25 protein-coding genes and 7 tRNA genes are annotated in these 25,683 nt (G+C 55.4%); 24 read left to right on the forward strand and 8 right to left on the reverse strand.

Going from position 1 to position 25,683, the window contains the following annotated elements; all coding sequences use genetic code 11:
* Nucleotides 1-5 precede the first annotated feature (5 nt).
* Together QP802_RS01330 and QP802_RS01335 are read left to right on the forward strand one after the other, a co-directional pair.
* Nucleotides 6-1,301 (forward strand): hypothetical protein, encoded by a 1,296-nt coding sequence (locus QP802_RS01330; protein ID WP_284817467.1) that lies wholly within the window; start codon nt 6-8, stop codon nt 1,299-1,301.
* Complete coding sequence (locus QP802_RS01335) at nt 1,291-2,265, forward strand: asparagine synthase-related protein (protein ID WP_070976789.1); 975 nt, start codon at nt 1,291-1,293, stop codon at nt 2,263-2,265. The genes QP802_RS01330 and QP802_RS01335 overlap by 11 nt, the downstream gene beginning before the upstream one ends.
* 108 nt (nt 2,266-2,373) lie before the next feature.
* On the opposite strand, the gene QP802_RS01340 is transcribed toward QP802_RS01335, so the two are convergent.
* From QP802_RS01340 to QP802_RS01365, 6 genes are all read right to left on the reverse strand, one after another.
* Nucleotides 2,374-2,449: transfer RNA gene (locus QP802_RS01340), tRNA-Gly, on the reverse strand.
* Nucleotides 2,450-2,481: 32 nt separating this feature from the next.
* A tRNA-Val gene (locus tag QP802_RS01345) sits at nt 2,482-2,553 on the reverse strand.
* 5 nt (nt 2,554-2,558) lie between these two features.
* Nucleotides 2,559-2,632, reverse strand: a tRNA-Cys gene (locus tag QP802_RS01350).
* 29 nt (nt 2,633-2,661) lie between these two features.
* Nucleotides 2,662-2,737, reverse strand: a tRNA-Gly gene (locus QP802_RS01355).
* A gap of 32 nt (nt 2,738-2,769) precedes the next feature.
* Nucleotides 2,770-2,841, reverse strand: a tRNA-Val gene (locus tag QP802_RS01360).
* 18 nt (nt 2,842-2,859) lie between these two features.
* Nucleotides 2,860-2,935 (reverse strand) — tRNA-Gly (locus QP802_RS01365).
* A gap of 211 nt (nt 2,936-3,146) precedes the next feature.
* Here QP802_RS01365 and QP802_RS01370 point away from each other — a divergent pair.
* The 20 genes from QP802_RS01370 to QP802_RS01465 all read left to right on the forward strand — a co-directional run bounded on the left by QP802_RS01370 (nt 3,147) and on the right by QP802_RS01465 (nt 22,881).
* Nucleotides 3,147-3,218: transfer RNA gene (locus tag QP802_RS01370), tRNA-Val, on the forward strand.
* Between the two features lie 132 nt (nt 3,219-3,350).
* The gene (locus tag QP802_RS01375; protein WP_070477006.1) at nt 3,351-3,923 is read left to right on the forward strand and encodes a copper resistance CopC family protein; all 573 of its coding nucleotides are present in this window, start codon (nt 3,351-3,353) and stop codon (nt 3,921-3,923) included.
* A 42-nt stretch (nt 3,924-3,965) separates the two neighbouring features.
* Nucleotides 3,966-4,595 (forward strand): copper chaperone PCu(A)C, encoded by a 630-nt coding sequence (locus QP802_RS01380; RefSeq protein WP_070477008.1) that lies wholly within the window; start codon nt 3,966-3,968, stop codon nt 4,593-4,595.
* A 15-nt stretch (nt 4,596-4,610) separates the two neighbouring features.
* Nucleotides 4,611-5,825 (forward strand): Dyp-type peroxidase, encoded by a 1,215-nt coding sequence (locus tag QP802_RS01385; protein ID WP_070477010.1) that lies wholly within the window; start codon nt 4,611-4,613, stop codon nt 5,823-5,825.
* Between the two features lie 128 nt (nt 5,826-5,953).
* Nucleotides 5,954-8,023 (forward strand): threonine--tRNA ligase, encoded by a 2,070-nt coding sequence (gene thrS, locus QP802_RS01390; RefSeq protein ID WP_070362367.1) that lies wholly within the window; start codon nt 5,954-5,956, stop codon nt 8,021-8,023.
* A gap of 20 nt (nt 8,024-8,043) precedes the next feature.
* Nucleotides 8,044-8,595, forward strand: a complete 552-nt coding sequence (locus QP802_RS01395; protein ID WP_070362368.1) for an ATP adenylyltransferase — start codon at nt 8,044-8,046, stop codon at nt 8,593-8,595.
* Between the two features lie 4 nt (nt 8,596-8,599).
* A complete protein-coding gene (gene pgsA / locus QP802_RS01400) occupies nt 8,600-9,253 on the forward strand; it encodes a phosphatidylinositol phosphate synthase (RefSeq protein ID WP_070362369.1) in 654 nt (217 codons plus the stop codon).
* 13 nt (nt 9,254-9,266) lie between these two features.
* A complete protein-coding gene (locus QP802_RS01405; protein WP_070477186.1) occupies nt 9,267-10,169 on the forward strand; it encodes a phosphatidylinositol mannoside acyltransferase in 903 nt (300 codons plus the stop codon).
* A complete protein-coding gene (locus QP802_RS01410; RefSeq protein ID WP_070477012.1) occupies nt 10,166-11,263 on the forward strand; it encodes a glycosyltransferase family 4 protein in 1,098 nt (365 codons plus the stop codon). The genes QP802_RS01405 and QP802_RS01410 overlap by 4 nt, the downstream gene beginning before the upstream one ends.
* Nucleotides 11,260-11,712: a hypothetical protein gene (locus QP802_RS01415; RefSeq protein WP_070477014.1), complete on the forward strand. Its 453-nt coding sequence runs from the start codon at nt 11,260-11,262 to the stop codon at nt 11,710-11,712. Before QP802_RS01410 ends, QP802_RS01415 begins: the two co-directional genes overlap by 4 nt.
* 103 nt (nt 11,713-11,815) lie before the next feature.
* Nucleotides 11,816-12,568 carry a YebC/PmpR family DNA-binding transcriptional regulator gene (locus tag QP802_RS01420; RefSeq protein WP_070362373.1) on the forward strand — a complete coding sequence of 251 codons (753 nt, stop codon included), beginning with the start codon at nt 11,816-11,818 and terminating at the stop codon, nt 12,566-12,568.
* 106 nt (nt 12,569-12,674) lie between these two features.
* A complete protein-coding gene (ruvC, locus tag QP802_RS01425; protein ID WP_070362374.1) occupies nt 12,675-13,205 on the forward strand; it encodes a crossover junction endodeoxyribonuclease RuvC in 531 nt (176 codons plus the stop codon).
* A 3-nt stretch (nt 13,206-13,208) separates the two neighbouring features.
* Nucleotides 13,209-13,820 carry a Holliday junction branch migration protein RuvA gene (gene ruvA / locus QP802_RS01430; RefSeq protein ID WP_070477015.1) on the forward strand — a complete coding sequence of 204 codons (612 nt, stop codon included), beginning with the start codon at nt 13,209-13,211 and terminating at the stop codon, nt 13,818-13,820.
* Nucleotides 13,821-13,829: 9 nt separating this feature from the next.
* On the forward strand, nt 13,830-14,909 hold the full coding sequence (gene ruvB / locus QP802_RS01435) for a Holliday junction branch migration DNA helicase RuvB (RefSeq protein WP_070477188.1): 1,080 nt from the start codon (nt 13,830-13,832) through the stop codon (nt 14,907-14,909).
* Between the two features lie 24 nt (nt 14,910-14,933).
* On the forward strand, nt 14,934-15,242 hold the full coding sequence (gene yajC / locus QP802_RS01440; RefSeq protein WP_070477017.1) for a preprotein translocase subunit YajC: 309 nt from the start codon (nt 14,934-14,936) through the stop codon (nt 15,240-15,242).
* 160 nt (nt 15,243-15,402) lie between these two features.
* Nucleotides 15,403-17,229, forward strand: coding sequence for a protein translocase subunit SecD (gene secD, locus QP802_RS01445; RefSeq protein ID WP_083290770.1), 1,827 nt, complete (start codon nt 15,403-15,405; stop codon nt 17,227-17,229).
* A gap of 2 nt (nt 17,230-17,231) precedes the next feature.
* Nucleotides 17,232-18,404, forward strand: a complete 1,173-nt coding sequence (gene secF / locus QP802_RS01450; protein ID WP_070477018.1) for a protein translocase subunit SecF — start codon at nt 17,232-17,234, stop codon at nt 18,402-18,404.
* 242 nt (nt 18,405-18,646) lie between these two features.
* Complete coding sequence (locus QP802_RS01455; protein WP_246814879.1) at nt 18,647-20,005, forward strand: ABC transporter substrate-binding protein; 1,359 nt, start codon at nt 18,647-18,649, stop codon at nt 20,003-20,005.
* A 28-nt stretch (nt 20,006-20,033) separates the two neighbouring features.
* Nucleotides 20,034-20,582 (forward strand): adenine phosphoribosyltransferase, encoded by a 549-nt coding sequence (locus tag QP802_RS01460; protein ID WP_070477021.1) that lies wholly within the window; start codon nt 20,034-20,036, stop codon nt 20,580-20,582.
* A 19-nt stretch (nt 20,583-20,601) separates the two neighbouring features.
* Entirely contained in the window at nt 20,602-22,881 is a 2,280-nt protein-coding gene (locus QP802_RS01465) for a RelA/SpoT family protein (protein WP_083290771.1), read from the forward strand.
* A gap of 81 nt (nt 22,882-22,962) precedes the next feature.
* On the opposite strand, the gene QP802_RS01470 is transcribed toward QP802_RS01465, so the two are convergent.
* Both QP802_RS01470 and QP802_RS01475 read right to left on the reverse strand, forming a co-directional pair.
* The gene (locus tag QP802_RS01470; RefSeq protein ID WP_070976807.1) at nt 22,963-23,295 is read right to left on the reverse strand and encodes a hypothetical protein; all 333 of its coding nucleotides are present in this window, start codon (nt 23,293-23,295) and stop codon (nt 22,963-22,965) included.
* A gap of 124 nt (nt 23,296-23,419) precedes the next feature.
* Nucleotides 23,420-24,352, reverse strand: coding sequence for a peptidylprolyl isomerase (locus QP802_RS01475; RefSeq protein ID WP_070477025.1), 933 nt, complete (start codon nt 24,350-24,352; stop codon nt 23,420-23,422).
* Between the two features lie 120 nt (nt 24,353-24,472).
* Between QP802_RS01475 and tpx the strand changes: the two genes are divergently transcribed.
* Together tpx and QP802_RS01485 are read left to right on the forward strand one after the other, a co-directional pair.
* A complete protein-coding gene (gene tpx, locus QP802_RS01480; protein WP_070477027.1) occupies nt 24,473-24,970 on the forward strand; it encodes a thiol peroxidase in 498 nt (165 codons plus the stop codon).
* A 33-nt stretch (nt 24,971-25,003) separates the two neighbouring features.
* Entirely contained in the window at nt 25,004-25,642 is a 639-nt protein-coding gene (locus QP802_RS01485) for an MBL fold metallo-hydrolase (RefSeq protein ID WP_070477029.1), read from the forward strand.
* The last annotated feature ends 41 nt before the right edge of the window (nt 25,643-25,683 follow it).

A 25,683-nucleotide genomic window follows, 5' to 3' on the forward strand; every position in this document is an offset into this window, starting at 1 on the left:
AGCACGTGCTCGATCGTTTTCCGCTCGTGGAAGAGGCGCAGCGGGTATGGATAGGTGGCGAGAACCCTGACCGGCTCTTCGCAGCGCTCTTTGACCCAGACGTGGCAGATGCCGATTGGAAACAGCAGGTCTGCGTACTTGCAGACGCGGTGTTCGGTGAGACCGTCTACCGTGAAATCGATGCGTTTGAAGCGATGTTCAACGCCGTGACCGACGCAACATGGAAGGCACGTGAGCGCTGCCTCGGTGAGCACAACGAGGAATGGCTTCGGCTGTTGCCGGAATGGGCAAGGCAGTCTCGCACTGCAGAGTTCGCGCTCATCCTTATCGAGCTGCAACTCCATCGCTTCAACTTCGACCACGATGGCATCCGGCGCGTACTCGATATGGCGAACGATGCGCCCCTGCGCTTCCACAACCTGTCGGTGACCGTCAACCTCAACCAGGTTTTTCTCACCTTCGCCAGGCTGCTCTCGGGTCGTAGGATTGACCCGCAGCACGTCTTCGACGCCGTGGGAGCCCCACCCAGCGACGGGAACGAGCATGCCGTTTCTCAGCTGGAACAAGTGCCACTGAAGCTCAAACATCTCATGCTCCACGGGTTGTGGCTCTACCCAGACACCGAGTATGGGGAGCAAATACTCGCCTTCTCTGAGGCAATCTTGCGCTATCACTCGCCAAACGACTACATCGCGCACTACCGGCGTGCCGAGGGATACCGCCGCATGGCAGCCATCGAAGCAGCACCACGCTCCGACGTGTTCTCGGGACACACGGTTCGTTCCCGGGACGACTTTTACGCCGAGGCACTTCACTCTGTGCAGATGGCCATTAAGAACCTACCCGCGGATGCCACAGCGCTGCACGGGGAGTTCGTCTCCTACCGGATGATGATTGCCACCGAACGGCAGGTACAAAACTCCATTCAAGGACGTGTAGATGCAGAGCTTGCGCACGTCGGCGCCGAAGTAGAGCGGATGTCGGAGAGGATTGAAGCAGAGTCACGCAACAGTCTCTTACGGAGCATAGAGATTCTGTCTGTCTTCCTCGCTGTCATTGGGGTGCTGTCTTTCAACATCTCGCTCGCAGGGCTAGAACAGATTGGCACCTTTGAACGCTTCGGCCTGATCCTTACCGCCGGGGTCATCCTGGGCGCATTCTCCTGGATGGTGCACGTGGCGGTCTACCGCCATACGCACGCCGAACCGGTGGTGATGAAAACGCGACGGAAACAAATAGGAGAGCTGCAGCAGCGAATTGCAGCGCTTGAGGAAAGGACGAAAATTGGCTGTGACGGATAAAGGCTGCGAATACGTCGCCGACGAGCGCAGCATCGAGCCAGGTACATACGAGATCACCGAATATGCGCCAGCTAAACACGCTGTCGTCGACTACCTGCGTGCACGCCTCACAGCGGTGCTCGGGCGCTGGCCGGGGCGCCCCACTCTCATGCTCTCCGGCGGCGTCGACTCGATCCTCATCGCCGCGGTGCTCGCCCAACTGCGTACCGACGTCCTCGCGGTGACGTTCAGCCAAGACTCCTCGCAACAGGCAGCGGAGGAGACCAAGGTGGCGAGTGAGGTGGCCCGCGCACTCGGCTTCGAGCATCACGTCGTCGCCCCACGCGGGGAAGCGCTGGAGACGCTGCTCAAGGAAACCATCGAGCGCCTCGACACCGTGGAACCTTGGGAAGTGCTCTCTGGGGCCATTTTGGTAGCCATCGACACGTACAGGCAGGAGTATCATGCCGACGGCGCACTCATCACAGGGGCAGGTGCGGACGCACTGTTTCTCGGCGGAAAAACCATCGATACAGCAGCCAACAATTACCTCCAACTGTGGGATGACCAGGTACGCCGAGGGATCAAGGCAAACTTCACCAGGCAACGTTTCATCCCGGACTTCTACGAGCGCCTCATCGCAGACCCCGAGCGCCACATTCAGGTTTGGCAGACACACGAGGCAGTCGACCTCGCACTGCGCATCCACCCACGAGTCATCCGTGGGGCCGACATCGCACAAGACAAGGCGCTCTTCCGTCGCATCGCTGCAGACATGGGAATCAGTCCGGAACTCGTGCAGACCACGAAAAACCCGATGCAAGTCTCATCAGGAGGCGTAGACGCCATTGTCACGCTCGTACGGGAACAGCTGACGCGCCGGGCGGGGGAGAAGACGTACTCCGACCCGATGAGGGAACCGTTGGAGTTTACGGTGGCTCGCATGTTCCTCGAACAGCTGAAAACCCAGGCGCGCGGTGAGTAGGAGGCCCCCGTCCCTAGATATATGTGGGCCAAGGCACACTGAAACCGCGGCGTCCAACCGATATGAGAAAACTCACGCCCTCGGGAATCCCGAGGGCGTGAGCCTATGTGGAGCGGATGACGAGACTCGAACTCGCGACCCTCACCTTGGCAAGGTGATGCGCTACCAACTGCGCTACATCCGCATGCACATTTTGAAAAGAGCTGTGCGGCTCTGTGCGCGATACTGGGATCGAACCAGTGACCCCTACCGTGTCGAGGTAGTGCTCTACCGCTGAGCTAATCGCGCGAGGTTGGAGGTGGATACGGGAATCGAACCCGTGTACACGGTTTTGCAGACCGTTGCCTAACCACTCGACCAATCCACCGTGAGTACCTCCGAAGTACTGAAAGTACTTGGAGCGGATGACGAGACTCGAACTCGCGACCCTCACCTTGGCAAGGTGATGCGCTACCAACTGCGCTACATCCGCATGCACATTTTGAAAAGAGCTGTGCGGCTCTGTGCGCGATACTGGGATCGAACCAGTGACCCCTACCGTGTCGAGGTAGTGCTCTACCGCTGAGCTAATCGCGCAGAGTGTCTAAAGACACTTGGAGCGGATGACGAGACTCGAACTCGCGACCCTCACCTTGGCAAGGTGATGCGCTACCAACTGCGCTACATCCGCATGCTCTCCGGAAGCGGAACCTCCGTTGTGCGTGAACAAACATTATCTGTTGGCTCTAAGTTTTCCAAATCGCCAGCACAGGGCCGGTCTTGGCGGGTGCGTACGATGGTGAGGCGCTGGGTTGGCAGGGAAATTGCTGTTACTCGGTGAAAGTGTTGCTGTACTGCGGATTCGTTGAAGGAGTGGAGGGGGTGTAAAGTAGTTCGCGTTCGGTCCTATGGCTCAGTGGAAGAGCGTTCCGTTCACACCGGAAAGGTCGCTGGTTCGATCCCAGCTAGGACCACTGAATGCCCGCCTTGCGGGCATTTTCGCTTTCTATGGTCCGGCACTGGGCATGCTGGGGAACTAATCCGCCATTCGTTACGACTAATGTTGTACTGGTTTAAAGTCAGTTCATTTTGTAGGAGGGGTCCGTATGCCCAAAGCAGGACAAAGGGTACAGCGAACGGCATGGGCTATATTGAGTGCCGTATGTGTAGCTTCTGCGTCGGCCGGATCAGCGGAGGCACATGATGCCGTTATTGGGGGAGATCCATCAAACGGGTCCGTGGTAGCCGAGTTTCCGAAAGAGCTGTCGTTGGAGTTCTCGGGTCAACCCCAGGAAGGCTTCAACACGTTCGCGCTGTCGCGGGTATCGGACAACGAGATCCTCTTTACTGGAGAGCCAGTGCTCGACGGACGATTTGTGTCCCTTGAACTTCCAGAGAAAGTTCGCGAATCTGGTGACAAAGTGCCAGGAGAGTACCGGATCGGATTTCAGATTGTCTCTTCAGATGGGCACGCCACTAAAGGGATGACAACGTTTACATATGCGCCGGAAGGTTCACAAGTTGTCGATGAAACTATGGAAGATTCCGTGCCAACCGCAGAAGTGAGCGGTTCTTCATCCAGTTCCTTTAGCTGGATTTTTGTCGGCGGACTAATCTTGCTTCTTTTCGGTGCTGTAACGGCACTTTTACTGCGTCGCGGCTCCTTGAGCAAAGATTGAGCCAGTACATACACAAGTTTTTAGCAACGATTAAGGAGAAATATGAAAAACATTTGCACTGCAGCTATTTCGGCACTTGGTGTCGCCGCTTTTGCCCTGACGGCTTGCTCGCCATCGCAGGAAAACCCGTCGACATCTGAGCCAACCGCTGCAGAGACAACAACCGTGGAGTCCACTACGACTGCTGCTCCAGACAATGACAAGCTTCAGGGCGAAGGTGATATCCGCGTTGAGTCCGCGGCTATTCGTGCGAAAGCAGAAGCCGGTGCGGAAGGCGGAAAGTCCATGACCGGGTTCTTCGGTACGCTGCACAACACCTCTGACAAGGACATTCACATCGTTGGCTTCACTACGTCACTTGGCGACGCCACCTACGAGATCCACGAGGTGGTAGATGGAGTCATGCGCGAGAAAGAAGGTGGCATCGAGATCCCCGCCGGTGGGACATATGAGCTCAAGCCTGGCGGTGACCACTTCATGATCATGGGCTTCGACCCTGCAATTCCGGCAGGCGACGTGGTCGATGTAACGCTTGAGTTCGCCGACGGAACCGAGGAGCAGATTCCAGACGTAGCCGTTCGCTCTATGCTTCCGGGTGACGAAGACTATGGTGAGCACGGGGAGCTCCAGGGGCACCAACATGGGTCCATGGGTGAAGGCCACAACCACTAATTGAAGGAAAGTCGAATGCCTGTCAACCGTCGTCATTTTCTCGCCGGGACTCTGAGTGTTGCTGCCGCCGGGGCAGCCACAGCTTGCGCGGAAAGCCGCGACGCTGTGGTGAATGCTCAGCAAGAGCCTGCGATAGACCTTGCCACAGCAACGGTTCCGTTTGACGGCATACACCAGGCAGGCATTTCGACGCCTCAACAGTCCTCACTAAATCTGATTGGTTTCAATTTTAAAGATGGCGTCGATAAGCCTGCGATTGTTCGATTGATGCGACTGTGGACTGAGGATGCCCGTGCGTTGACAGCCGGCGAAAACCCGTTGGCAAGCCTGGAACCAGAGATGACGGAACACCCCGCAAACCTCACCATTACCGTGGGGTTGGGAGAGAAGTTTTTTGATATCGCCGCGCCTGAGAGCAAACCGTCGTGGCTCCACGACATTCCGGCGCTCTCGCGAGACGAGCTTTCACGGAACTGGGGCCAGACTGACGTGGTGTTGCAGATTTGCTCAGATGACCCACTGATGTGCGCATGGGCGATGCGTCATATGGTGCGAGCTGGCGTCGATTATGTAGCTACCGCGTGGGTGCAGCAAGGGTTCATGAATAACCCTGCTGTACACCGCGAAGGAACCACGCCACGGAATCTCTTTGGACAGATTGATGGCACGGTAAACCCTCACACTGATGAGGAATACGACGCCCAGGTGTGGGCAAAAGGCGCTGCAGAGTTTGAAGGTGGAACGTCGATGGTGGTTCGTCGAATAGCGATGAACCTTGACACCTGGGAAATGCTCGACCGGACATCCCGTGAAGAGGCCGTCGGGCGCAGGCTAGACAACGGAGCACCCCTTTCGGGCGGCGAAGAGTTCACTCCCGTAGATCTGGAAGCGCGGGACGAATATGGCCTGCCAAAGGTCGATAGAAACTCGCACGTTGCCAGGTCAATGGCGCCTGAAGGGCACCCAGAGCAGAAATTTAAACGGCGCCCTTATAACTACAATTTGCCGCCTGAGCCTGGGCAGGAACAGCTGTCCAACGCTGGCTTAGTGTTCATTGCATTTCAGGAAAACCCAGATACGCAATTCACTCCGGTCCTCAAAAGGCTCGATGAGGCTGACCGACTGAATGAATGGATCACGCACATTGGTTCGGCGGTGTACTGGATACCACCGGGCACGCAGGCGCAAGATGGTGCTCCGAGTTTCTGGGCCGAGTCACTACTCGCGTAGTGAACGCGGTATGATTTTTGCCATGTTTGCCGACCTCAATATTTAAAGGTTCCGGCGAGCTTGTACGAATCCAGCTGGGTGCGTCCAGGTATGACGTACCTCATTGAAGCGCAAAGGAGCGCACGAACATGACGAATAACGACCAAACCCACCTTGCAGCCCAGGCTTTCACGGTCCCGGCGAACACTCCTGCCGGGGTTGCGATGCGCGAATTGTCGCTGCCGAATAAGGGCCCGGAGGCGGTTGTCTGCGTGCAGTCTGAAGACGGGTCGTTGAAGGACCTGTCATTTACGCCGGATGTAGACACCACAGTAACTCCAGTCACCGCGAACACTGAGCTGGGTCGGTCCGTGATTCGCCACTCGTGTGCTCACGTGTTGGCGCAAGCAGTGCAGATTGAGTTTCCGGGGACGAAGTTAGGAATTGGGCCAGCCATTGAGGGTGGCTTCTACTACGACTTCGACGCGGCTGAACCGTTCACACCAGAAGACTTGAAGCTGCTCGAGCGCCGCATGAAGAAGATCATCAAGCAGGGCCAGAAGTTTGTTCGTGGAGTCTATCCGTCGGCTGAAGCGGCAGCAGAGGACCTAGCTGATGAGCCGTACAAGCTTGAACTCGTGCAGGACAAGGGAAACGTGGACCCTGACTCGGACGAAGCTACTGAAGTCGGTCACGGAGAGCTCACCCACTACGACAATGTGAATCCACGGACGAATGAAGTCGAGTGGCGCGATCTGTGCCGCGGGCCTCACGTGCCAACTACTAAGTACATTCCGGCGTTCGCACTGACACGTTCGTCAGCTGCGTACTGGCGTGGCAACCAGAATAACGCCGGGTTGCAGCGTATTTACGGCACCGCCTGGGAGTCGAAAGAAAAGCTCGATGAGCACATGTTGATGCTTGCAGAAGCAGAGAAGCGTGACCACCGTCGTCTTGGCAATGAGCTCGATCTTTTCTCCTTCCCGGAGGAAGTTGGGTCTGGTTTGCCAGTATTCCACCCGGATGGAGGAATTATCCGGATGGTGATGGAGGAACACTCCCGCCAGCGTCACCTCGAGGCAGGCTATTCATTCGTCAACACCCCACACTTGACGAAGGGTGAGCTTTTCGAAAAATCTGGCCACCTGGACTGGTACGCCGACGGCATGTACCCACCGATGCAGCTCGACGGCGAGACCGACGACGAAGGCAATGTGACCAAACAGGCAGTCGATTACTACGTCAAGCCTATGAACTGCCCTATGCACAACCTCATCTTCGATTCACGTGGACGCTCGTACCGTGAATTGCCGCTGCGACTATTCGAGTTTGGTACCGTGTACCGCTACGAGAAGTCCGGCGTGGTGCATGGCCTGACTCGTGCACGCGGTTTTACTCAGGACGATGCCCATATCTACTGCACCGAGGAACAGCTTGAAGACGAGCTGACGAGTGTGTTGGAGTTCATTATTTCTCTGCTCAGAGACTATGGGCTTGATGATTTCTACCTGGAGTTGTCCACCAAGGATCCCGAGAAGTACATCGGTGATGATGATATCTGGGAGCGTTCAACGAGCATCCTAGAATCAGTTGCTACCAAGTCTGGGCTCGAGCTTGTTCCGGACCCAGCAGGTGCAGCGTTCTACGGTCCAAAGATTTCCGTACAGGCTCGCGACGCCATCGGTCGTACCTGGCAGATGTCCACGGTTCAGCTCGACTTCAACCTGCCTGAGCGTTTCGATCTTGAGTACACATCCTCAGACGGAAGCAAGAAGCGACCAGTCATGATTCACCGTGCACTCTTTGGATCAATTGAGCGATTCTTCGGCGTGCTGCTTGAGCACTACGCCGGTGCATTCCCGGCTTGGCTGGCACCGCACCAGGTTGTAGGTATCCCCGTTGCTGACGATTTCGCTGGACACCTTGACGGCATCATCCAGCAGCTGCGGGCGCGCGGCATCCGAGCTGAGGTCGACCATTCCGATGACAGGATGCAGAAGAAGATTCGGACGCACACCACTCACAAGGTTCCGTTCATGCTGCTCGCTGGCGCGCGTGATGTAGAGGCAAACGCTGTAAGCTTCCGCTTCCTCGACGGCACCCAAATTAATGGAGTCGGCGTCGACGAGGCTGTCGAACTTATCACCAACTGGGTGGACGAAAAGTTCAACGAACAACCAACGAAAGAGCTGGTTGAACAGCGCCAGGCTGACCAGTAGAAGTAGAGAGGCGCTCAGAAATGTATGAGGACATTGGAGTTGGTACTCCAGACAGACTTCAGCGTCTTTGGGCGCCGTACCGTTCGAAGTACATCGCGTCAACGCCACGCGATGAGAAGGGGTCAAGTGATCCTTTCGTGCAGATTCCTTCGATGAGCGATGAAGAGGGGCTCATCGTGGCTCGAGGGGAGACCGTCTACGCGGTGCTGAACCTTTATCCGTATAACGCTGGGCATATTTTGGTCGTGCCGTACCGTAAGGTGGCGGAGATTGAAGCCCTGACTGCGGGGGAATCAGCCGAGCTTATGAGGTTCGTAACGCTCGCAGTGAAAACTCTCAAGGCGGTATCAGACCCCGAAGCGATAAACGTTGGCATGAATTTAGGCAGGGCCTCCGGAGGCTCTATCGGAGATCACCTACACGTGCATGTGGTCCCGAGGTGGGCAGGGGACTCAAATTTTATGACAGTCATCACTGGCACCAAGGTGCTTCCGCAGCTGCTGCGTGAAACGCGCCAACTATTAGCAGAGAGCTGGAAAGAAGTGGCGGCTCAACAGACTGGAGGGGAGTAGGCAGATGCTCAGTGTTCATGGACGAAAGCCTGCTGCTGTTGTCGTAGAACCGGTCGCCACTGCATTGCTTAAAGCTGGTCTAACACCGAATTGGACAACGCTTGGTGGAACAGCGCTCACTGTGTTGGTAGCCGTCGTGCTCATTCCAACTGACCATCTTGTTTTGGCAGCTATTCTGAGTGGCCTTTTCGCGGCTTTTGACATGGTGGATGGCACGATGGCCCGTCTCCGCGGGGGAGGGACTGCTTTCGGAGCTACGCTTGACGCAAGTTGTGACAGGATTACTGACGGAGCGCTCTTCGGTGCCATCGTGTTCTGGCTGGTGTACGTAGATCAAGCTTCTCCGGCGCATGTCGCAGTTTGCCTTGCGGTACTAGTACTCTCCCAGGTGATTAGTTACGTAAAGGCGCGCGCGGAGGCCGGGGGGATCAAGATTGTTGGAGGGCTGGTTGAGCGACCTGAGCGTCTTCTCATCGCGCTTGTCGCGCTGGGGTTGGAAGGCTTCGGCGTGCCGTACGCCATTGAATGCGGGCTTTGGCTGCTGTTTTTCGGCTCGATATATACGGTTGCGCAGCGACTCGTTATTGCAGCGAAGGATCCTGCATCCAAGCGGCAGATTGCCGCGCCAGCAGGAGCTAAAACGTTTGGGTCGCGCTAGGACCGAAGCACGCATGCACACGTTCAAAGATGAGTGCGTATATCGCAGCTACTGGATGGGGTGGAAGCTGCTATCAATGCTGCCCTACAGTATCGCCTACCGTCTGATGATGTTCGTCGCCGACATTTACTCTCGCAATGGGAGGTTACCGGAGCAACTTCGTAAGAATCTCTCGCGTGTGGTTGGACCTGAGAACGTCACGCGTTCGCTTGTGAAGAACTCGATGCGGTCATACATGCGGTATTGGCTCGAGGTCTTTTGCCTGCAGAAAGTAATCTCGAACGAACGGTTTCACAAGCAATTCTCTGCATCGATACAAGGAATTGAGCATCTGGAGTATGCGATTCAACAAGGCAAGGGTGTAGTACTCGCATTACCACACTCGGGGAACTGGGATCTTGCGGGCGCATGGCTTGCTCACCGATACGGGAGCTTTTCGACGGTCGCGGAGCGGGTAGAGCCCGAAGAGCTCTACGATGCGTTTTTGGAATTTCGACGTGGGTTAGGAATCCAGGTGATTCCTTCGCGTGGTGCGTCGAGACCTCCAATGCAGCTCCTCGAGGAAGCTCTGTACAAACAGGGGATTGTCTGCTTGTTGGCAGATCGTGATCTCGGTGGGCACGGGGTGCCGGTAGCATTTTTTGGAGAGCAGACGACAATGCCCGCCGGTCCGGCAGTATTAGCGGAGAAAACCGGTGCGACACTGCTCGCAGTGCACAATGCCTTTGAGCGTTCAGGCAGCATGGATGGGTGGGTGACTAGCGTATCGCCGCCGATTGTTGCAGATTCCGTAGAAGGTAAAGTGGAAAAGCTTGCGGGCTGGTTTGAGCGCGGAATCAAAAAGCACCCACAAGACTGGCATGTGCTTCAGCCGTTTTGGATCGCAGACCGGAAGAAAAAGGTAGCGAAGGGATGAAAATTGGTATCGTGTGCCCGTATTCTTTCGACGAACCAGGCGGGGTTCAAGCGCACATCCTTGACTTAGCTGAATCACTTTTGCGTCAAGGGCATGAAGTGAAAGTGCTCGGGCCTGCGCGTGATGACACGCCTCTTCCCGAGTTTGTAAAGAAAGGCGGGCGTTCGTTACCTATTCCGTATAACGGCTCTGTCGCGCGCCTGTCGTTCGGCCCTAAAGTTTTTACGACTACTCGCGAATTCCTGTGTGATGGCGACTTTGATGTATTGCACATCCATGAGCCCAATTCTCCTAGCTATTCGCTCGCAGCGCTTATGTTGGCTTCGGGGCCGATCGTCGCTACATACCACACGTCTACAACTGGGTCTCGCATTTTGCAGCTTGCACTGCCGTTCTTGCGGAAATATTTAGAAAAGATCCGCGGGGGTATCGCAGTAAGCGAGCTTGCTCGGAGGTGGCAGGTTGAACAGATCGGGGCCGATCCAATCGTTATCCCGAACGGAGTGGACACTCGGAAGTTCGTAGCCGCCCGGAAGCTAGCGCCGTTGAGCTCCGTCAGGCCTGTTCGAATCGCATTCTTGGGGCGTATCGACGAGCCAAGAAAGGGGCTAACGCTGCTTCTCGAAGCGTTCGATCACCTTGAAGGACGAGTCGAACTCACGGTGATCGGAAGCGGGGAGCCTCGGCAGATTCCAGGAGTGAACTTCGTCGGTCGCGTAAGCGAGGAGGAAAAGGCGAGATTGCTGGGGGCGTCGGATATATTTGTCGCTCCGAACACTGGGGGCGAATCGTTTGGCATCATTCTCGTGGAAGCGATGGCTGCGGGCTGCGCTGTTGTGGCCAGTGATCTAGAGGCCTTTTCGCTGGTATGTGATGCAGAATCACCTGACCCTGCCGGGATTCTTTTTCCTGTAGGTGATGTTGCCGAGTTGACAAAGGCGTTACAGGCTTTGATTGACGACGCTGCTTTGCGCCTGGAGATGGGCAGAAGAGGGCAACTGCGAGCCGCGCAGTATGACTGGTCGACAGTGACTGCTCAGATTATGGCTGTATACGAAGCAGTAAGTGTTGGTGAGAAGGTGACACTCGCATGACAACTATCGCCCTAGTGGTGTTCGCAGCGGTAATCACGCTGCTGTTTGCCTGGGCATATTTCACTGCGCAACGGCTACACCGCCTCCATATCCGTCTCGACCGTTCACGCGACGCACTTCAAGCTGCGCTCGACCAACGCTGTGCTGTCATTGCCGCACTGTATCCGGAAATGCGCGAGGAGTGCCGGATCATCGAATCATTGCGTTTGACTCCAGTTGACGTAGAGGAACGACTTCAGTCCGAACAAGAAATGCGGAAACACATCGAGAGACAAGGGTCGATGCTTCCCGCTGATATTGACGCTGCAGATACACGTGTGGCAATTGCACTGCGGTTTTATAACGACGCTGTCAGCGATGTTCGTTCGCTACGGCTACGGCCCGCCGTAAGGCTTCTTCGATTGGGTGGGACCGCAGCCCTGCCAGCCTTCGCTTCGCTTTCCCTTTAGCGGCTGAACCTTGCTCGCGGTTCTGCAGCTCAACCTGTTCGGGCGTATAGTAGGTTGACGTTCAATTACCAATAGTCAACCGTTTTAAGCGAAGGGATACCGGATGTCTGGCCACTCAAAGTGGGCTACTACTAAACATAAGAAGGCCGCGAACGACGCAAAGCGTTCCAAGCTCTGGGCGAAACTGATCAAAGATATCGAGGTTGCAGCTCGCACTGGTGGCGGCGATCCAGCAGGCAACCCGACGCTTGATGACATGATCAAGAAGGCGAAGAAGGCGTCGGTCCCGAACGACAACATCGAACGTGCGCGTAAGCGTGGATCGGGCGAGGAAGCCGGCGGCTCTGACTGGGAGTCGGTGATGTACGAGGGGTACGGCCCGAACGGTGTCGCTCTGTTGATCGAGTGCCTGACGGATAACCGTAATCGAGCAGCGACTGAGGTTCGTACGGCAATGACCAGGAACGGCGGTAATCTTGGTGAAACCGGCTCTGTGGGCTACATGTTCAATCGCGTCGGTGTCGTCACGGTGGCGAAAGGGGAGCTCACCGAGGACGATGTGTTGATGGCGGTACTTGACGCTGGTGCAGAAGAAGTTAACGATCTTGGCGAAGAGTTTGAAGTTACCTGTCAGCCGACCGACCTTGCCGCAGTCCGCGAGGCGTTAGTGGAGGCCGGTATCGAGGTTGAGGGCTCTGAGCAGGACTTCCGTGCTGACGTGGAAGTTGAACTGGATGCATCTGCTGCTGAAAAGAATCTGAAGCTGATTGATGCCCTCGAAGACTCTGATGATGTACAGAATGTGTACTCGAACATGTCTATTCCTGACGAGATCGCAGCCGAGCTCGACTTGTAAGGCGTAGTCTGTTTTTCAACCACCATTCGTTGCGGCGAGTGGTGGTTCTTTTTCAGACTATGGCAGAACATATGTGCCAGTACAATATTCGGCGGAAGGAAGCGCGGTGAACCTCCAAGGTCTGAGGGTAATGGGCATAGATCCTGGTTTGACCCGATGCGGCCTTTCGGTAGTTCAAGCGGGGAGAGGGCGTCAGGTCATACCGATTGCCGTCGGTGTAGCGCGCACTCCTTCCGATGTGGAACTATCGGAGCGTTTATTGCGGATCTCGAAGTCGGTAAGCGACTGGATGGATGAGTATAAGCCCGACGTGGTTGCGATGGAGCGAATTTTCGAACGCAGTAACGTATCTACCGTGATGCATACTGCCCACGCCGTCGGGGTAATGGTCCTCGCCGCTGCAGAGCGCGATATACCAGTGCACATGTATACGCCCTCAGAGGTAAAAAAGTCGGTTTCTGGTAATGGGCGTGCTGATAAGAAACAGATGACTACGATGATTACACGTATTCTTGGTCTGAGCGAGCCACCAAAGCCAGCAGATGCTGCAGACGCGTTGGCCATCGCTGTTTGCCATTGCTGGCGAGCCCCGTTGCTTGCCCGAGCTTCCGCTATTGAAAAACTGAGAAAGAACTAGTTCATGATTGATTCCCTCCACGGTGACGTCCTTTCGATTGGCCTCGATCATGCTGTTATTGGCTGCGGGGGCGTTGGCTATCGCTTCTTGGCGACGCCACCAACGCTCAGTCGCCTAACTCGTGGTGAGCATGCGGATGTAGTCACCAGTCTGGTGGTCCGCGATGACGGTATGACCTTGTATGGGTTCGCGGATGAGGACTCGCGGTCTATGTTTCACAAGCTTCAAACCGTGAGTGGGCTAGGGCCAAAGCTGGCGATGGCAGCACTGGCAGTCTTTGGGCCTGGGGAACTGGCCGAATTGATTTCCAGCGGTGATGCGAAGAAGATTCAAACAATTCCTGGCGTCGGTAAGAAGATGGCAGAACGAATCGTGTTGGAGCTGAAAGATAAGGTTGTCGGCTTGTTTGAAACGGGCAGCGAAGCGAGCCACGGAGCAACGGCTCCGGCTGCTTCAGACTCAGGCATCAGTGAGCAGATTGTAGAAGCACTGGTTGGGCTTGGATTCACCGAGCGTAGTGCACGGACTGTCGTCGAACCTCTCGTTGCGGAACAACCGGATACTGATCCATCGAATCTGTTGCGCGAAGCGCTGAAGACGCTATCGAAAAAGTAGGTGGGGTTCATGTCAGATGTTGAAAAAACCGTATTCCAGTTGCCGGATGATCTTTCACGTCCCGATGGGGCTCCCGTCAGTGTCAATGCGCATAGTGATGAACACGATATTGAGAGGTCTCTTCGTCCGAAGTCGCTTGATGAGTTCATCGGACAGCCGAAAGTGCGTGAGCAGCTCAGTCTTGTACTCGCGGGTGCAAGTCAACGAAGCGTCACACCGGACCACATCTTGCTTTCCGGTCCGCCAGGGCTAGGAAAGACAACGATGGCGATGATCATCGCGCAGGAACTCGGAACTTCCTTGCGGATGACCTCTGGTCCAGCGCTTGAACGTGCTGGTGACCTCGCTGCGATGCTTTCGAATCTTATGGAAGGCGATGTCCTCTTTATCGATGAGATTCACCGTATTGCACGGCCTGCGGAGGAAATGCTGTATATGGCAATGGAGGACTTCCGTATTGACGTCATTGTTGGAAAGGGGCCCGGGGCGACGTCAATTCCACTTGAGATTCCACCGTTCACCCTGGTCGGTGCAACGACTCGCGCTGGTATGCTCACTGGTCCGTTGCGGGATCGTTTCGGTTTTACGGCACAGATGGAGTTTTACGAGGTTACTGACTTGAGGCACGTGGTCGAACGTGCTGCGAAGATCTTGCAAGTTGAGATCGACAAGGAGGCAGCAGTCGAAATCGCTTCACGTTCACGGGGAACTCCGCGTATTGCGAATAGATTGCTGCGACGTGTTCGTGATTGGGCAGATGTGCATGGCAGCGGACGAATCGATATTCAAGCGGCGCGTGCTGCGCTGGAGGTGTTTGACGTTGACGACCTCGGGCTTGATCGGCTCGACAGAGCGGTCCTGAATTCGCTCATTCGTGGCCACGGTGGGGGACCTGTTGGCGTCAATACACTGGCAATTGCTGTAGGGGAGGAACCGTCTACAGTCGAAGAAGTATGCGAGCCTTACCTGGTGCGAGCAGGATTGATGGCACGAACTGGTCGTGGCCGCGTTGCTACGGCGGCTGCCTGGCAGCACCTTGGAATTGATCCGCCACCGGATGCTCCAGGACAGGCACTCGTTTCAACATAATTGGGAGTATGTCAATATAGAGCTATGGAAATCATCCTTATTTTGCTCGTCCTATTGGTGTTCATGCTTCCGTCAATCTTGATGATGCGAAGCCAGAAGAAGCGTCAGCAACAGGTACAGGAGATGCAGTCCTCCATTCAGCCCGGTGACCATGTTGTGACGGTTTCTGGCCTTCATGGAGACGTTGTTGACGCAGATAACGCTACGCTTCGAATTGAAATTGCCCCTGGTGTTGTCGTCAAGATGGAGACCGCCGGAATTATGAAGCGAGAGGCAGTCGAGTCCGCGGTTCAGGAACCTACAGCAGACGATTCGGAACAACGTCCGGAATAGTCCATCTCAGCGTTACGGCAAATGCTGTCTAGCTGTCTTTACCGATATGACAGTTGATGACGTACGATAAATCGATGTGCACCACACCCCGCTTTACCCAAAGTTTCGGGCAAAGCGGGGTGTGGCAGTGAAATAACGTAGAAATAGAGGAGTTAGCTCGGTGTCCAAGAACACTCAGCGTTCCGGCGAGTTGAGATCAAAGCGGAAGTGGCCTGCGCGCGCGCTGGCGCTTTTTGCGCTCATCGTCATTGGCGTGTACTCATTAGTATTTTTCACGGGCGATAAGTCCGCAACCCCGAAGCTTGGTATCGACCTGCAGGGCGGTACTCGCGTGACCCTCGTTCCGCAGGGAGACGAGCCAACTCGCGAACAGCTCGACGAAGCGCGAAACATTCTTGAGAAGCGTGTGAACGGCATGGGTGTTTCCGGCGCGACTGTCGTCGTTGACGGCAATACCCTAGTGATCACTGCCGCGGGCGACGACACATCGGAAGTACGTAATATTGGGCAGACTTCGCAGCTGCTGTTCCGTCCGGTAATGCAACCGCCTGCACCTTCCGCAGATTCGATTGGTGAGGTCTTCGCAAAGACCGCGAACGATTGGATCCGGTATGGGGTTTTGACCGCGGATCAAGCCAAGGCGATTGGCGATCAGGTGAAGAAGCAGGTTGCCGAACAGGGGCAAACCGTTGAGATTCCTGCTATTGATGCGAAACCGTTGCCTGAGCCGAATGGTCCTGTGGAGTCCTCGGAGCGCAGGGCTGACCAGGCTGAGATGCTCAAGGCAACTCGTCAGTCTGAAGACCCTACCCAGCAATTCGTTGCTATGTCGATGCTGAGCGCGTTGTGTGCCGTGCAACCTACTGATCCATTGGCCGGGACCGATGACGAAGCAGCACCACTTGTAGCCTGTGACCCTTCATCTGGCCAGGTACTGCTCCTCGGCGAGGTGCCATTGCTCGCAGGTGTTACTGATACGGACGGCCCGCGTCTCACCGGTGAACAGATCGACACTGGTCGCTCGATCACTGGTGGATTCAACCCGCAGTCGAGCCAGATGGAGATCAACTTCGCTTTCAGCCAGGCAGGCGAGTTTAATGGCTCGTCTACCTGGGCGCAGCTGACGAGTGAGATGATCGGGCAGCAGATCGCGATCACACTGGACTCACAAATTATCTCCGCACCTGTCATTCAGGGCGCAACCCCAGTCGGTTCCGCAACCTCTATTACAGGCAACTTCACTCAGGAGGAAGCTGAGAGCCTCGCAAACAACCTGCGTTACGGTGCGTTGCCGCTTTCTTTCGCGGGTGAGAATGGCGAACCTGGTGGTACAGCGATGACAGTGCCGCCGTCACTTGGTCTGGCATCCTTGCAGGCTGGCTTCTATGCAGGCATTGTCGGTCTGATTTTGGTCGCAATTTTCGTGTTCTTCTACTACCGGCTCTATGGTCTTATTTCCCTGGCTACGCTTTTCTTTGCGGGTCTTCTCGTTTACGGCTCGCTAGTTCTGTTGGGGCGCTGGATCGGCTACTCGCTGGACCTCTCCGGCGTCGCCGGTTTGATCATTGGTATTGGTACTACTGCGGACTCCTTCGTTGTCATCTACGAACGCATCAAGGACGAAGTTCGTAAGGGCAAGACTTTCCGCTCTGCATCTGCCTCCGGCTGGGATCGAGCGAAAGATACAATTATTACCGGTAACATGGTGACCCTGATCGGCGCGGTCATTATTTACTTCCTTGCGGTTGGCGATGTGAAGGGCTTCGCATTCACGATGGGCCTTACGACCGTATTTGACCTGCTAGTGACGTTCTTGGTCACTGCTCCGCTCATGGTGTTCGCTTCCCGGTCCCGGTTCTGGTCGAAGCCAGCTGTCAACGGTATGACCAAAGTGTTTGCTGCAGCGCAGCATGACAAGGACGTGAGCGAGGAAGCTCATCAAGGCGTGGCTGCAGAAGCCGCGTCGGAAAGTATTGAGGTGAAGTAGCAATGTCGTCATCGCAAATTGAAACCGTTGCTTCCGTCGTACCAACTGTCGAGGAGCCCGGCCGTTGGGAGCGTCTGTACACGGGCGATGCGGCGATCGATTTCGTCGGTCGCCGTAAGCTCTGGTACGGGATCACCATGGCACTGGTAGTTATCTCGCTGCTTGCGATGCTGGTCCGTGGATTCAACCTTGGTATCGACTTCGAAGGCGGTACCAAACTCTCGATGCCGGCCGATGATCTCGTTGCCGAAGAAGTCGAGGAAACATTTATTGACGCGACCGGCGTCACTCCTGAACTGACTCAGATTATTGGTGCCGGTGATGCCCGGACGCTTGAGATTAATGCTGAGCATCTGAGCCAGGAACAAATCGACCAAGCGCGGCAGGCGATCTTTGAGAAGCATCACACCAAGAATGCTGAAGGGGAAGTGTCTGCCGACGCAATTGGTGATTCGACTGTTTCCGAATCGTGGGGTGACACAATCACGAAGCGGATGTTGATGGCGATGCTGGTCTTCCTCGTCGCTGCAGCCGTGTACGTGGCTGTCCGCCTGCAACGAGAGATGGCCATCGCGGCGATGGGTGCATTGATCATTGACGGCATATTGATCGTAGGGTTCTATGCACTCTTCGGGCTGGAAATTACCCCAGCGATGATTATCGGTCTGCTTACCGTTTTGACGTTCTCCATTTATGACACCGTGATCGTCTTCGACAAGGTGAAGGAGAACACTAGCGGTGTATTGGACTCGCGTCGTTCGACTTATGCTGAAGAAGCGAACTTGGCAGTGAATCAAACGGTCATGCGCTCGATTTCAACTTCCGTCATTTCTGCACTCCCGATCGTCGCGCTGATGATTGTTGCAGTTTGGATGCTCGGTGTGGGTACACTCCGGGATCTCGCCTTGATCCAGCTGATCGGCGTCATCGAAGGTATCTTCTCCTCGCTATTCCTCGCGACTCCGCTGCTGGTAACGCTTATGGAGCGCAAGCGCGTTTACAAGGAACACAACGTTGAAGTAGAGAAATACCGCGCCGGTGAGATCGTCGACCACGACGATGAAGCCACTGTAAAGCCAAAGCGCACCGTTGATACACCGGTTCGTAGTGCTGTGGAAGGCAGCGATGGAGACGAATCGCCGGCAATGAGCACTTGGCGGCCGTCGACACGCTAGGTAAACCAAGTATGAGTAGCGTATTTTCACGCGCCGTTGCTGCATGTTCTGTCGTGTTTTTAGCAACGGCGTGTTCCGACGGTGGTCCAGCGTCGAACTCTAATAGCGAAGAGTTTGGCTATCAGGTACAAGCACCACTGGTCACAGTGAACGCGGGTAGCGCTGAGGGGCACTCGACGTTGGCGCAAGAACTATCTGGTCGTTTGTACCCCGGAGTTTATGTTCCGGGCCCCAACGGGCAAATGATCCCTAATACCGACTTAGTAGAGACACAAGTGCTGCCCGGCGACAGGCGTCAGGTGATTTACACCATCTCCGATGCTGCAGTGTTCTCCGACAATACCCCAGTAACGTGTAATGACTACCTGTTGACGTTCACAGCTGGGAAGCTACCAGAGCTCTTCGGTTCATGGATGCCTCTTTTCGACGACGCTGATACATTGGCATGTCAACCCGGATCAAAAACTTTCACTCTCACAATGAAGGAGAACCGTGGCGCCCGTTGGCGCGACCTTTTTGAACCCGGAACAGTTTTGCCGTCACACGCAGTTGCAGCGCGTGTCGGAATGCCGGCGGAAGAGCTCGTTGATGTGCTTACTGTGCGTGACCCAATGAGCCTTCGAAGCATTGCAGATATTTGGCGTCACGGTTTTGACCTGAAGCAGTACGATCCTGAACTTCAAGTATCTTTCGGACCGTACAAGATTGAGAGTGTTGGTAAAGAAGGCGAAGTAGTCCTCGTCGCTAATGATTCCTATTACGGTGATGCTCCAGCGCTGCAGAAGATCGTGGTCTGGCCGGGGAATGCAGATTCCGGTGAACTAGTTGCCTCCGGCGGATTGAAAATCGGCAACCTCGAAGAACCAGCACCAGACTGGTACGACGTAAACGCAGAGAGAGAACCAGTTGATGTGACCAGCGTTGTGGGGGAACTGACTGACGCGTTGGTCATGGCCAAGTCAGGCCCCTGGGCAGAACCAGAACGGCGCAGGGCGCTTGCTCACTGTGTGAATCCGTCTGAAGTCGCACAAACTTCCTCGAAGATGTCGGGCCTAGAGGTTGCAGCTGCTCCAGTGCAAGTAGTTGCGCATAGTGACCCGCTGGCGTCGAAAATTGAAAGTGTCGGTGAGACGGCAACTGAGTATGACGTCGAAAAGGCACGTGCTGCAAGTGGCAGTGTTCTACGGATCTCGACGTCGATGCGGTCGGCACGGATCTCCGCAATGATTCAGACGATCCGAGCACAGTGCGAACCGGCGGGTATTGAAGTTCTCGACCAGTCGGAGAATCTAGCGACGTTGGCCGAGTTGCCGGGCTATGCCATGGACGAACAAGGCCAGATCGTAGAGAAAGAGGGCACCATCGATGCGCTTTTGATGCCAATCGATTCTCAAGTTGAGTACCCAGCTGCGAACAATCGGGTGCAGGAACTCGACGCATTGCGGCGTCAAGAGAATTGGCTTTGGCGGGAGATTCCGATTCTGCCACTTTCAGCACAGCCTCGCTCGTTCGCGATTGATCAGCGAGTTGGAAACGTTGTTATGTACACAGGCTTGTCGGGAATTGGCTGGAATATGGATCGATGGTCCGTTGATGAGTAAAGAAATGAAGCTATCCAAGGAGAAACCCATGGGCGATTCGAAGGACACGTTTGAAAGCGCAAAGGAAGCGCTTCGAGAAAAGATCCGTAAAGTACCAGATTTTCCCGAAAAGGGCGTGTTGTTTGAAGACCTCACACCGGTGCTTGCAGATGCGCATGCCTTGCGGGTTGTTATCAAAGAAATGGCGCGTGTATCTGAGAATCTTGGAGCAGACCTTGTTGGCGGGCTGGATGCCCGTGGTTTTCTCCTGGGCTCAGCTGTTGCATACGAGATGGGCGTAGGCATCCTCGCCATCCGTAAGAAGGGGAAGCTCCCTCCGCCGGTGATTACACAGGAATACAAAACCGAGTACAGCACTGCAGCTTTGGAAATCCCGGCGTCGGGAATTGACCTGGACGGTAAGAAGGTTGTTCTCGTTGACGATGTGCTTGCTACTGGCGGAACTCTTTCCGCAGCAACCGATTTAATCCAACGCGCAGGTGGTAGCGTTGTTGGATACGTAGTAATGCTCGAGGTACAAGGACTGGACGGTAGAAGCCGCTTAGGAGATGTTCCCGTGGTAGTGCTCGACCAATAGGAGAGTTTGGAGGCGGACTGTGACTCAAGAGAAAGCACCGAAGAGGAATACACCCTCGATGCGAAGTGTGTCCGCAATACTTGCTCGTTCGCTCACTGGCGGTGTGCGGGTCCGTAGCAATCCGGTCCTGGACCCGCTGTTATCGATTCATCGACGGCACCATCCGAAGTGCGACGTCGCATTATTGAATCGTGCCTATGAGACGGCTGAGCAGCTACACGATGGCGTGTTCCGGAAATCAGGCGACCCATATATTACGCACCCGCTTGCCGTAGCCACGATCTGTGGTGAAATTGGTATGGACACCACAACGTTGGTGGCAGCACTGTTGCATGACACCGTTGAGGACACTGACTACACCCTGGATGAACTTACGGCCGACTTCGGGCCTGAGGTGGCACGAATCGTCGATGGCGTAACGAAGTTAGACAAGGTTGCGCTTGGGGCGTCGGCAGAGGCAGAAACGATCCGGAAAATGATCGTTGCCATGGCGGAGGATCCCCGGGTACTTGTGATTAAGGTTGCGGATAGGCTCCACAACATGCGCACGATGCGCTTTCTTCCTCCTGAGAAGCAAGCGAAGAAGGCGCGCGAAACCCTTGATGTGATTGCACCGCTTGCACACCGCCTCGGGATGGCGACAGTGAAATGGGAGCTTGAAGATCTCGCGTTCGCGATCCTCTACCCGAAGAAATACGAAGAGATCGTGAGGTTAGTTGCTGACCGAGCGCCCTCGCGGGACAGAGCTCTTGCAGAGATTATTCGTGAGTTGCAAACCGAACTGAAGAAAAACGGGATCGACGCAGAGGTGATGGGGAGGCCGAAGCACTATTGGTCCATCTACCAAAAAATGGTTGTTCGAGGCCACGAGTTCGACGAAATCTTCGACCTCGTTGGCGTTCGCGTGCTCGTCGATAATCTCCACGACTGTTACGCAGCGGTCGGCGTCGTCCATGCTATGTATTCTGCAATGCCGGGCCGATTTAAGGACTATATTTCGAATCCGCGATTCGGTGTGTATCAGTCGCTGCACACGACGGTGATGACGAACAGCGGGCGAGCTCTCGAAGTACAGGTACGTACGCACGAGATGCACTACAACGCCGAGTTCGGTGTTGCAGCTCACTGGCGGTACAAAGAGACGAAAGGATCGCATAAGGGAGATCAGGCTGAAGTAGATCAGATGGCGTGGATGCGCCAACTGCTTGACTGGCAAAAGGAAGCTTCAGACCCAAATGAGTTTCTTGATTCACTGCGCTACGACCTGACAAGCAAGCAGATTTTCGTCTTCACGCCACACGGCGATGTTATCAACCTTCCTGCCGGTTCGACGCCTGTGGACTTTGCCTACGCGGTGCACACTGAGGTAGGCCACCGATGCGTGGGGGCAAAAGTTAACGGCAAACTGGTTGCTCTGGAGTCACAGCTGCAAAATGGTGACCGCGTCGAGATTTTTACCTCGAAGGACCCGAATGCCGGGCCTTCTCGTGACTGGCAAGACTTTATTGTTTCACCGCGTGCGAAAACAAAGGTGCGTCAGTGGTTCGCGAAAGAACGGCGCGAGGAACACCTCGAAGTCGGACGCGATGCGCTGGCAGCGGAAGTACAGCGGAGCGGACTTCCACTTCACCGGCTATTTACGCCTGAGTCAATGCGCGATATTGCACGCAGGCTGCGTTACTCCGATGTAGATGCCCTGTACACGGCTATCGGCGCTGGGAATGTTTCGTCCCGGCATGTTGCAAAAATGCTGGTCGACCAGTTTGGTGACGTCGAAGACGCCGCAGATCTTCTGGCGGATCGGACGCCCCATTCAAAGATCATCCGACCAGAACCCTCGGGCGATGGCCCTGTAGTCTTGGTGCAGGGCAGCCCGGATGTAATGGCCAAATTTGCTAACTGTTGCCAGCCGGTTCCTGGCGACGATATCTTCGGGTTCGTAACCCGCGGTGGAGGGGTTTCGGTGCACCGCACAGATTGCACCAACGCGAACAAGCTCAGGCAAGAGCCAGAGCGGTTGATCGAGGTTTCGTGGTCCGGCGCTGGCGGCTCTGCGGGTACCTCTATCGTGACCGTTCAGGTGGAAGCTCTTGACCGGCACGGCCTCCTCGCGGAACTCACGGGGGTAATGTCTGAACAAAAATTGGCGATTCTATCGCTTTCCTCACAAGCTAAGGAAGACCGTATTGCCACGATTCGATTCAGCTTCCAGGTTTCGGATACGAAGCAGCTCGCTTCTGTGATGAATCTGATCCGGAATGTTGAAGGGGTATTCGACGTCTACCGCGTCGGTGTATAGAAAAAGTGGGGTAACCCGATCACGGGTTACCCCACTTGGGTGCGCTAGTGGGAGATGCCAGTGTGGCACCTAGCCAGCGGTCTACTTGCGCAGGTACTTGTCCAGGAATGCGAACAGGGTACCGAGCGCACCGATGACGGCGGTGAACACTGCGATCCAGTCACGGATTTCAGATGGGGACATGTCCTTGACGGAGGAGCCCTCGTCGCTCGACTGATCCTTAGGAGCCTGCTTCGTGGTGGACTTCTTGGAGGTGGTGTTCTTCACCGTCGGGGCCTTCTCAGTCTTGGTGTTCGAAGCTGGCTTGGCCGTGGTGGTTGGGGTGGTGCTTTCTGCAGCCTCAGCAGCAGCAACGCCAGAAGTTGCGACAGCTACAGCAGTGGCTGCTGCAAGAATACTTTTACGGAAGTTCATGAATTTTCCAATCTGACGGGATTGACAAATGTACGAGTGCAAACTCTAGTTGGCTATCAGACGTTTTGCAAGACTTTGAATAGGCTGAAAACTGCTCCTGTGCAGCTGAGAGGCAACTGTGTAGTTACTTTACGGTTGCCGATTTGATGCGTACCTCTTCGGCTGGTGCGCCGTCTCGGCCGCCGCCTTCGACGCCCTTTTCAGCAATCTTGTCAAGGGTGTTCAAACCTTCTTCAGAGATTTGACCGAAGTAGGTGTACAGCGGAGGCAGCACTGAATCACCGTAGTTCAGGAAGAACTGGGACCCATTGGTATCCAAACCGGCGTTCGCCATAGCGATGGTGCCGCGCGCGTACTTCTGAGGGTTCTGCTGGAGCTCCATCTGCTTCATTTGCTCTGCTTCCTCGGGGGACACTCCGTCAGGAGCAGGCGCGTCCTTGAGCGCCTTGAGCGCTTCGTCAGTCGGGAACTCATTTGCGAACTGGAAGCCAGGGCCACCGCTGCCTACGCCAGTCGGGTCACCGCACTGCAGTACTTTAAGGCCGTCGCCATCGGTGAGCCGGTGACAGACGGTATCGTTGAAGTAGCCAGCAGAGGCGAGGTGTTCGATCGCATTCACAGTGCACGGCGAGACAGAGCGGTCGAGCTCCATACCAATCGGCCCTGCACTGGTGTCGAGCTCGACGTTGACGGTCCCTGTCGTAGAGACGTTGTCGGTCTTCGGCAGGTCTGCTTTCTTGTCACCCTGTGCTGTATCGGGGGTGTATTCACACGAGACTGAGGCGGGGAGTGCTTCGGCACGCTTCGTCGCGATTGCCTCGTAGTTGTTGGCGTCGAATTCGCTTGGGGCGGTGGTTTCTTCAGCCGAGCTTTGTGCTTCGCTGGTGCTGTCGCCGTCCTGGTTCGCCAGGAAGTAGATGCCGCCGCCTAGCGCCACGATTACAACTGCGGAAAGCGCCGCGATCGACCAGGGCTTTGAGTTCTGCTTTCGATCGCGTGAATTCAATTCACGCTCCAGATGTTTAAGGGCTTCTTGACCGCGCTCTCTATTGCTCACCGTAGTACCTCTATTCTGACTAGTTGACTGGGAAATATTAGCAGGTGTAACTGTACCCGTCGTATTTTGCTGTGTTTTGTGCGACTGCTTGCTACCGATAGTTCATGTAGGGTCGTGGGCATGGCAAAGGTATTTTTTCAAGGTAATGAGTCGCAAACATCTGGATCTCTTCCGAAGGTAGGCGACACCCTTCCTGACGCCGTGCTAGTCGCAGGCGATCTTTCGGAAAAGAAGTTGACCGATTACGAGGGGAAGCGCCTGGTACTGAACGTTTTCCCATCGCTAGACACTGACGTGTGCGCAAAGTCTGTGCGAGCGTTTAATGAGCTCGCGGGATCTGCAGAAAACACTGCAGTGCTTTGTATCTCGAAGGACTTGCCGTTTGCTCAGCAGCGTTTCTGCGCGGCAGAGGGCATCGAGAATGTAGAGGCCCTCTCTGCATTCCGCTCTGATTTCGGCACGGCGTTCGGCCTCACGCTTGACGGAACGCCACTCAAGGGATTGCTTGCACGCGCGGTCATCGTGACTGACGCCGATCATCGCGTGGTGCACGTCGAGCTGGTCGAGGAGATCACCAACGAGCCCAACTACTCGGCTGCCGAGGCTGCCCTTTCCTAGTCGGAGAGATTTAGGTAGACGGCGAGGTAGGCATTGCGAATCTTAGGTTTTACGTCGGGACCGTTTCAGACGAACTGCTACGTCATCATCGATGATTCTGCGAAGCTAGCCTGCCTCGTCGATGCCGGCATGGGAACACACCAGGTCGTTTCTGCGTTTCTCAAGGAAGAGGGGCTGCAACTTGTAGCCATCTTTCTTACCCACGGCCATATTGACCATACGAGAGATGTTGCGCGGTACCAGGTTCCCGTATTTATTCACGCAGCTGACGCGTTCATGCTTGATCATGGACGCGGTCTTCCTGCCTCAACACTCGAGCTTTTCGACGCCGCTTCGATGGAGGCCGTATCGGACCTCCGCACGTTTGACGCAGATGGGCCACTTGAAATCGGCAGTTTTAGGGTTGATGTAACTCATACTCCAGGCCATTCTCCCGGCAGTGTCCTCTATCAGATGGGCGACGTCATGTTTTCAGGCGACGTGCTGTTCGCGGGGTCCGTCGGCCGGACTGACCTGCCACACTCCGATCCAGGGGCAATGAAAACCTCTTTGTGTGGACCGGTTTGGGCGATTCCTGACGAGACAACGTTGTTGCCTGGACACGGGCCCGGTACAACCATGGCGCACGAACGAACCACGAACCCGTTTCTCCTTGAGGCTCGTAATCAGTAGCCATGGCTGCGGTAGCGACGGAGAACAGCTAGACTCAGTCC

It is taken from the genome of Corynebacterium sp. UMB10119B, assembly GCF_030228125.1.
Lineage (GTDB): Bacteria > Actinomycetota > Actinomycetes > Mycobacteriales > Mycobacteriaceae > Corynebacterium > Corynebacterium pseudogenitalium.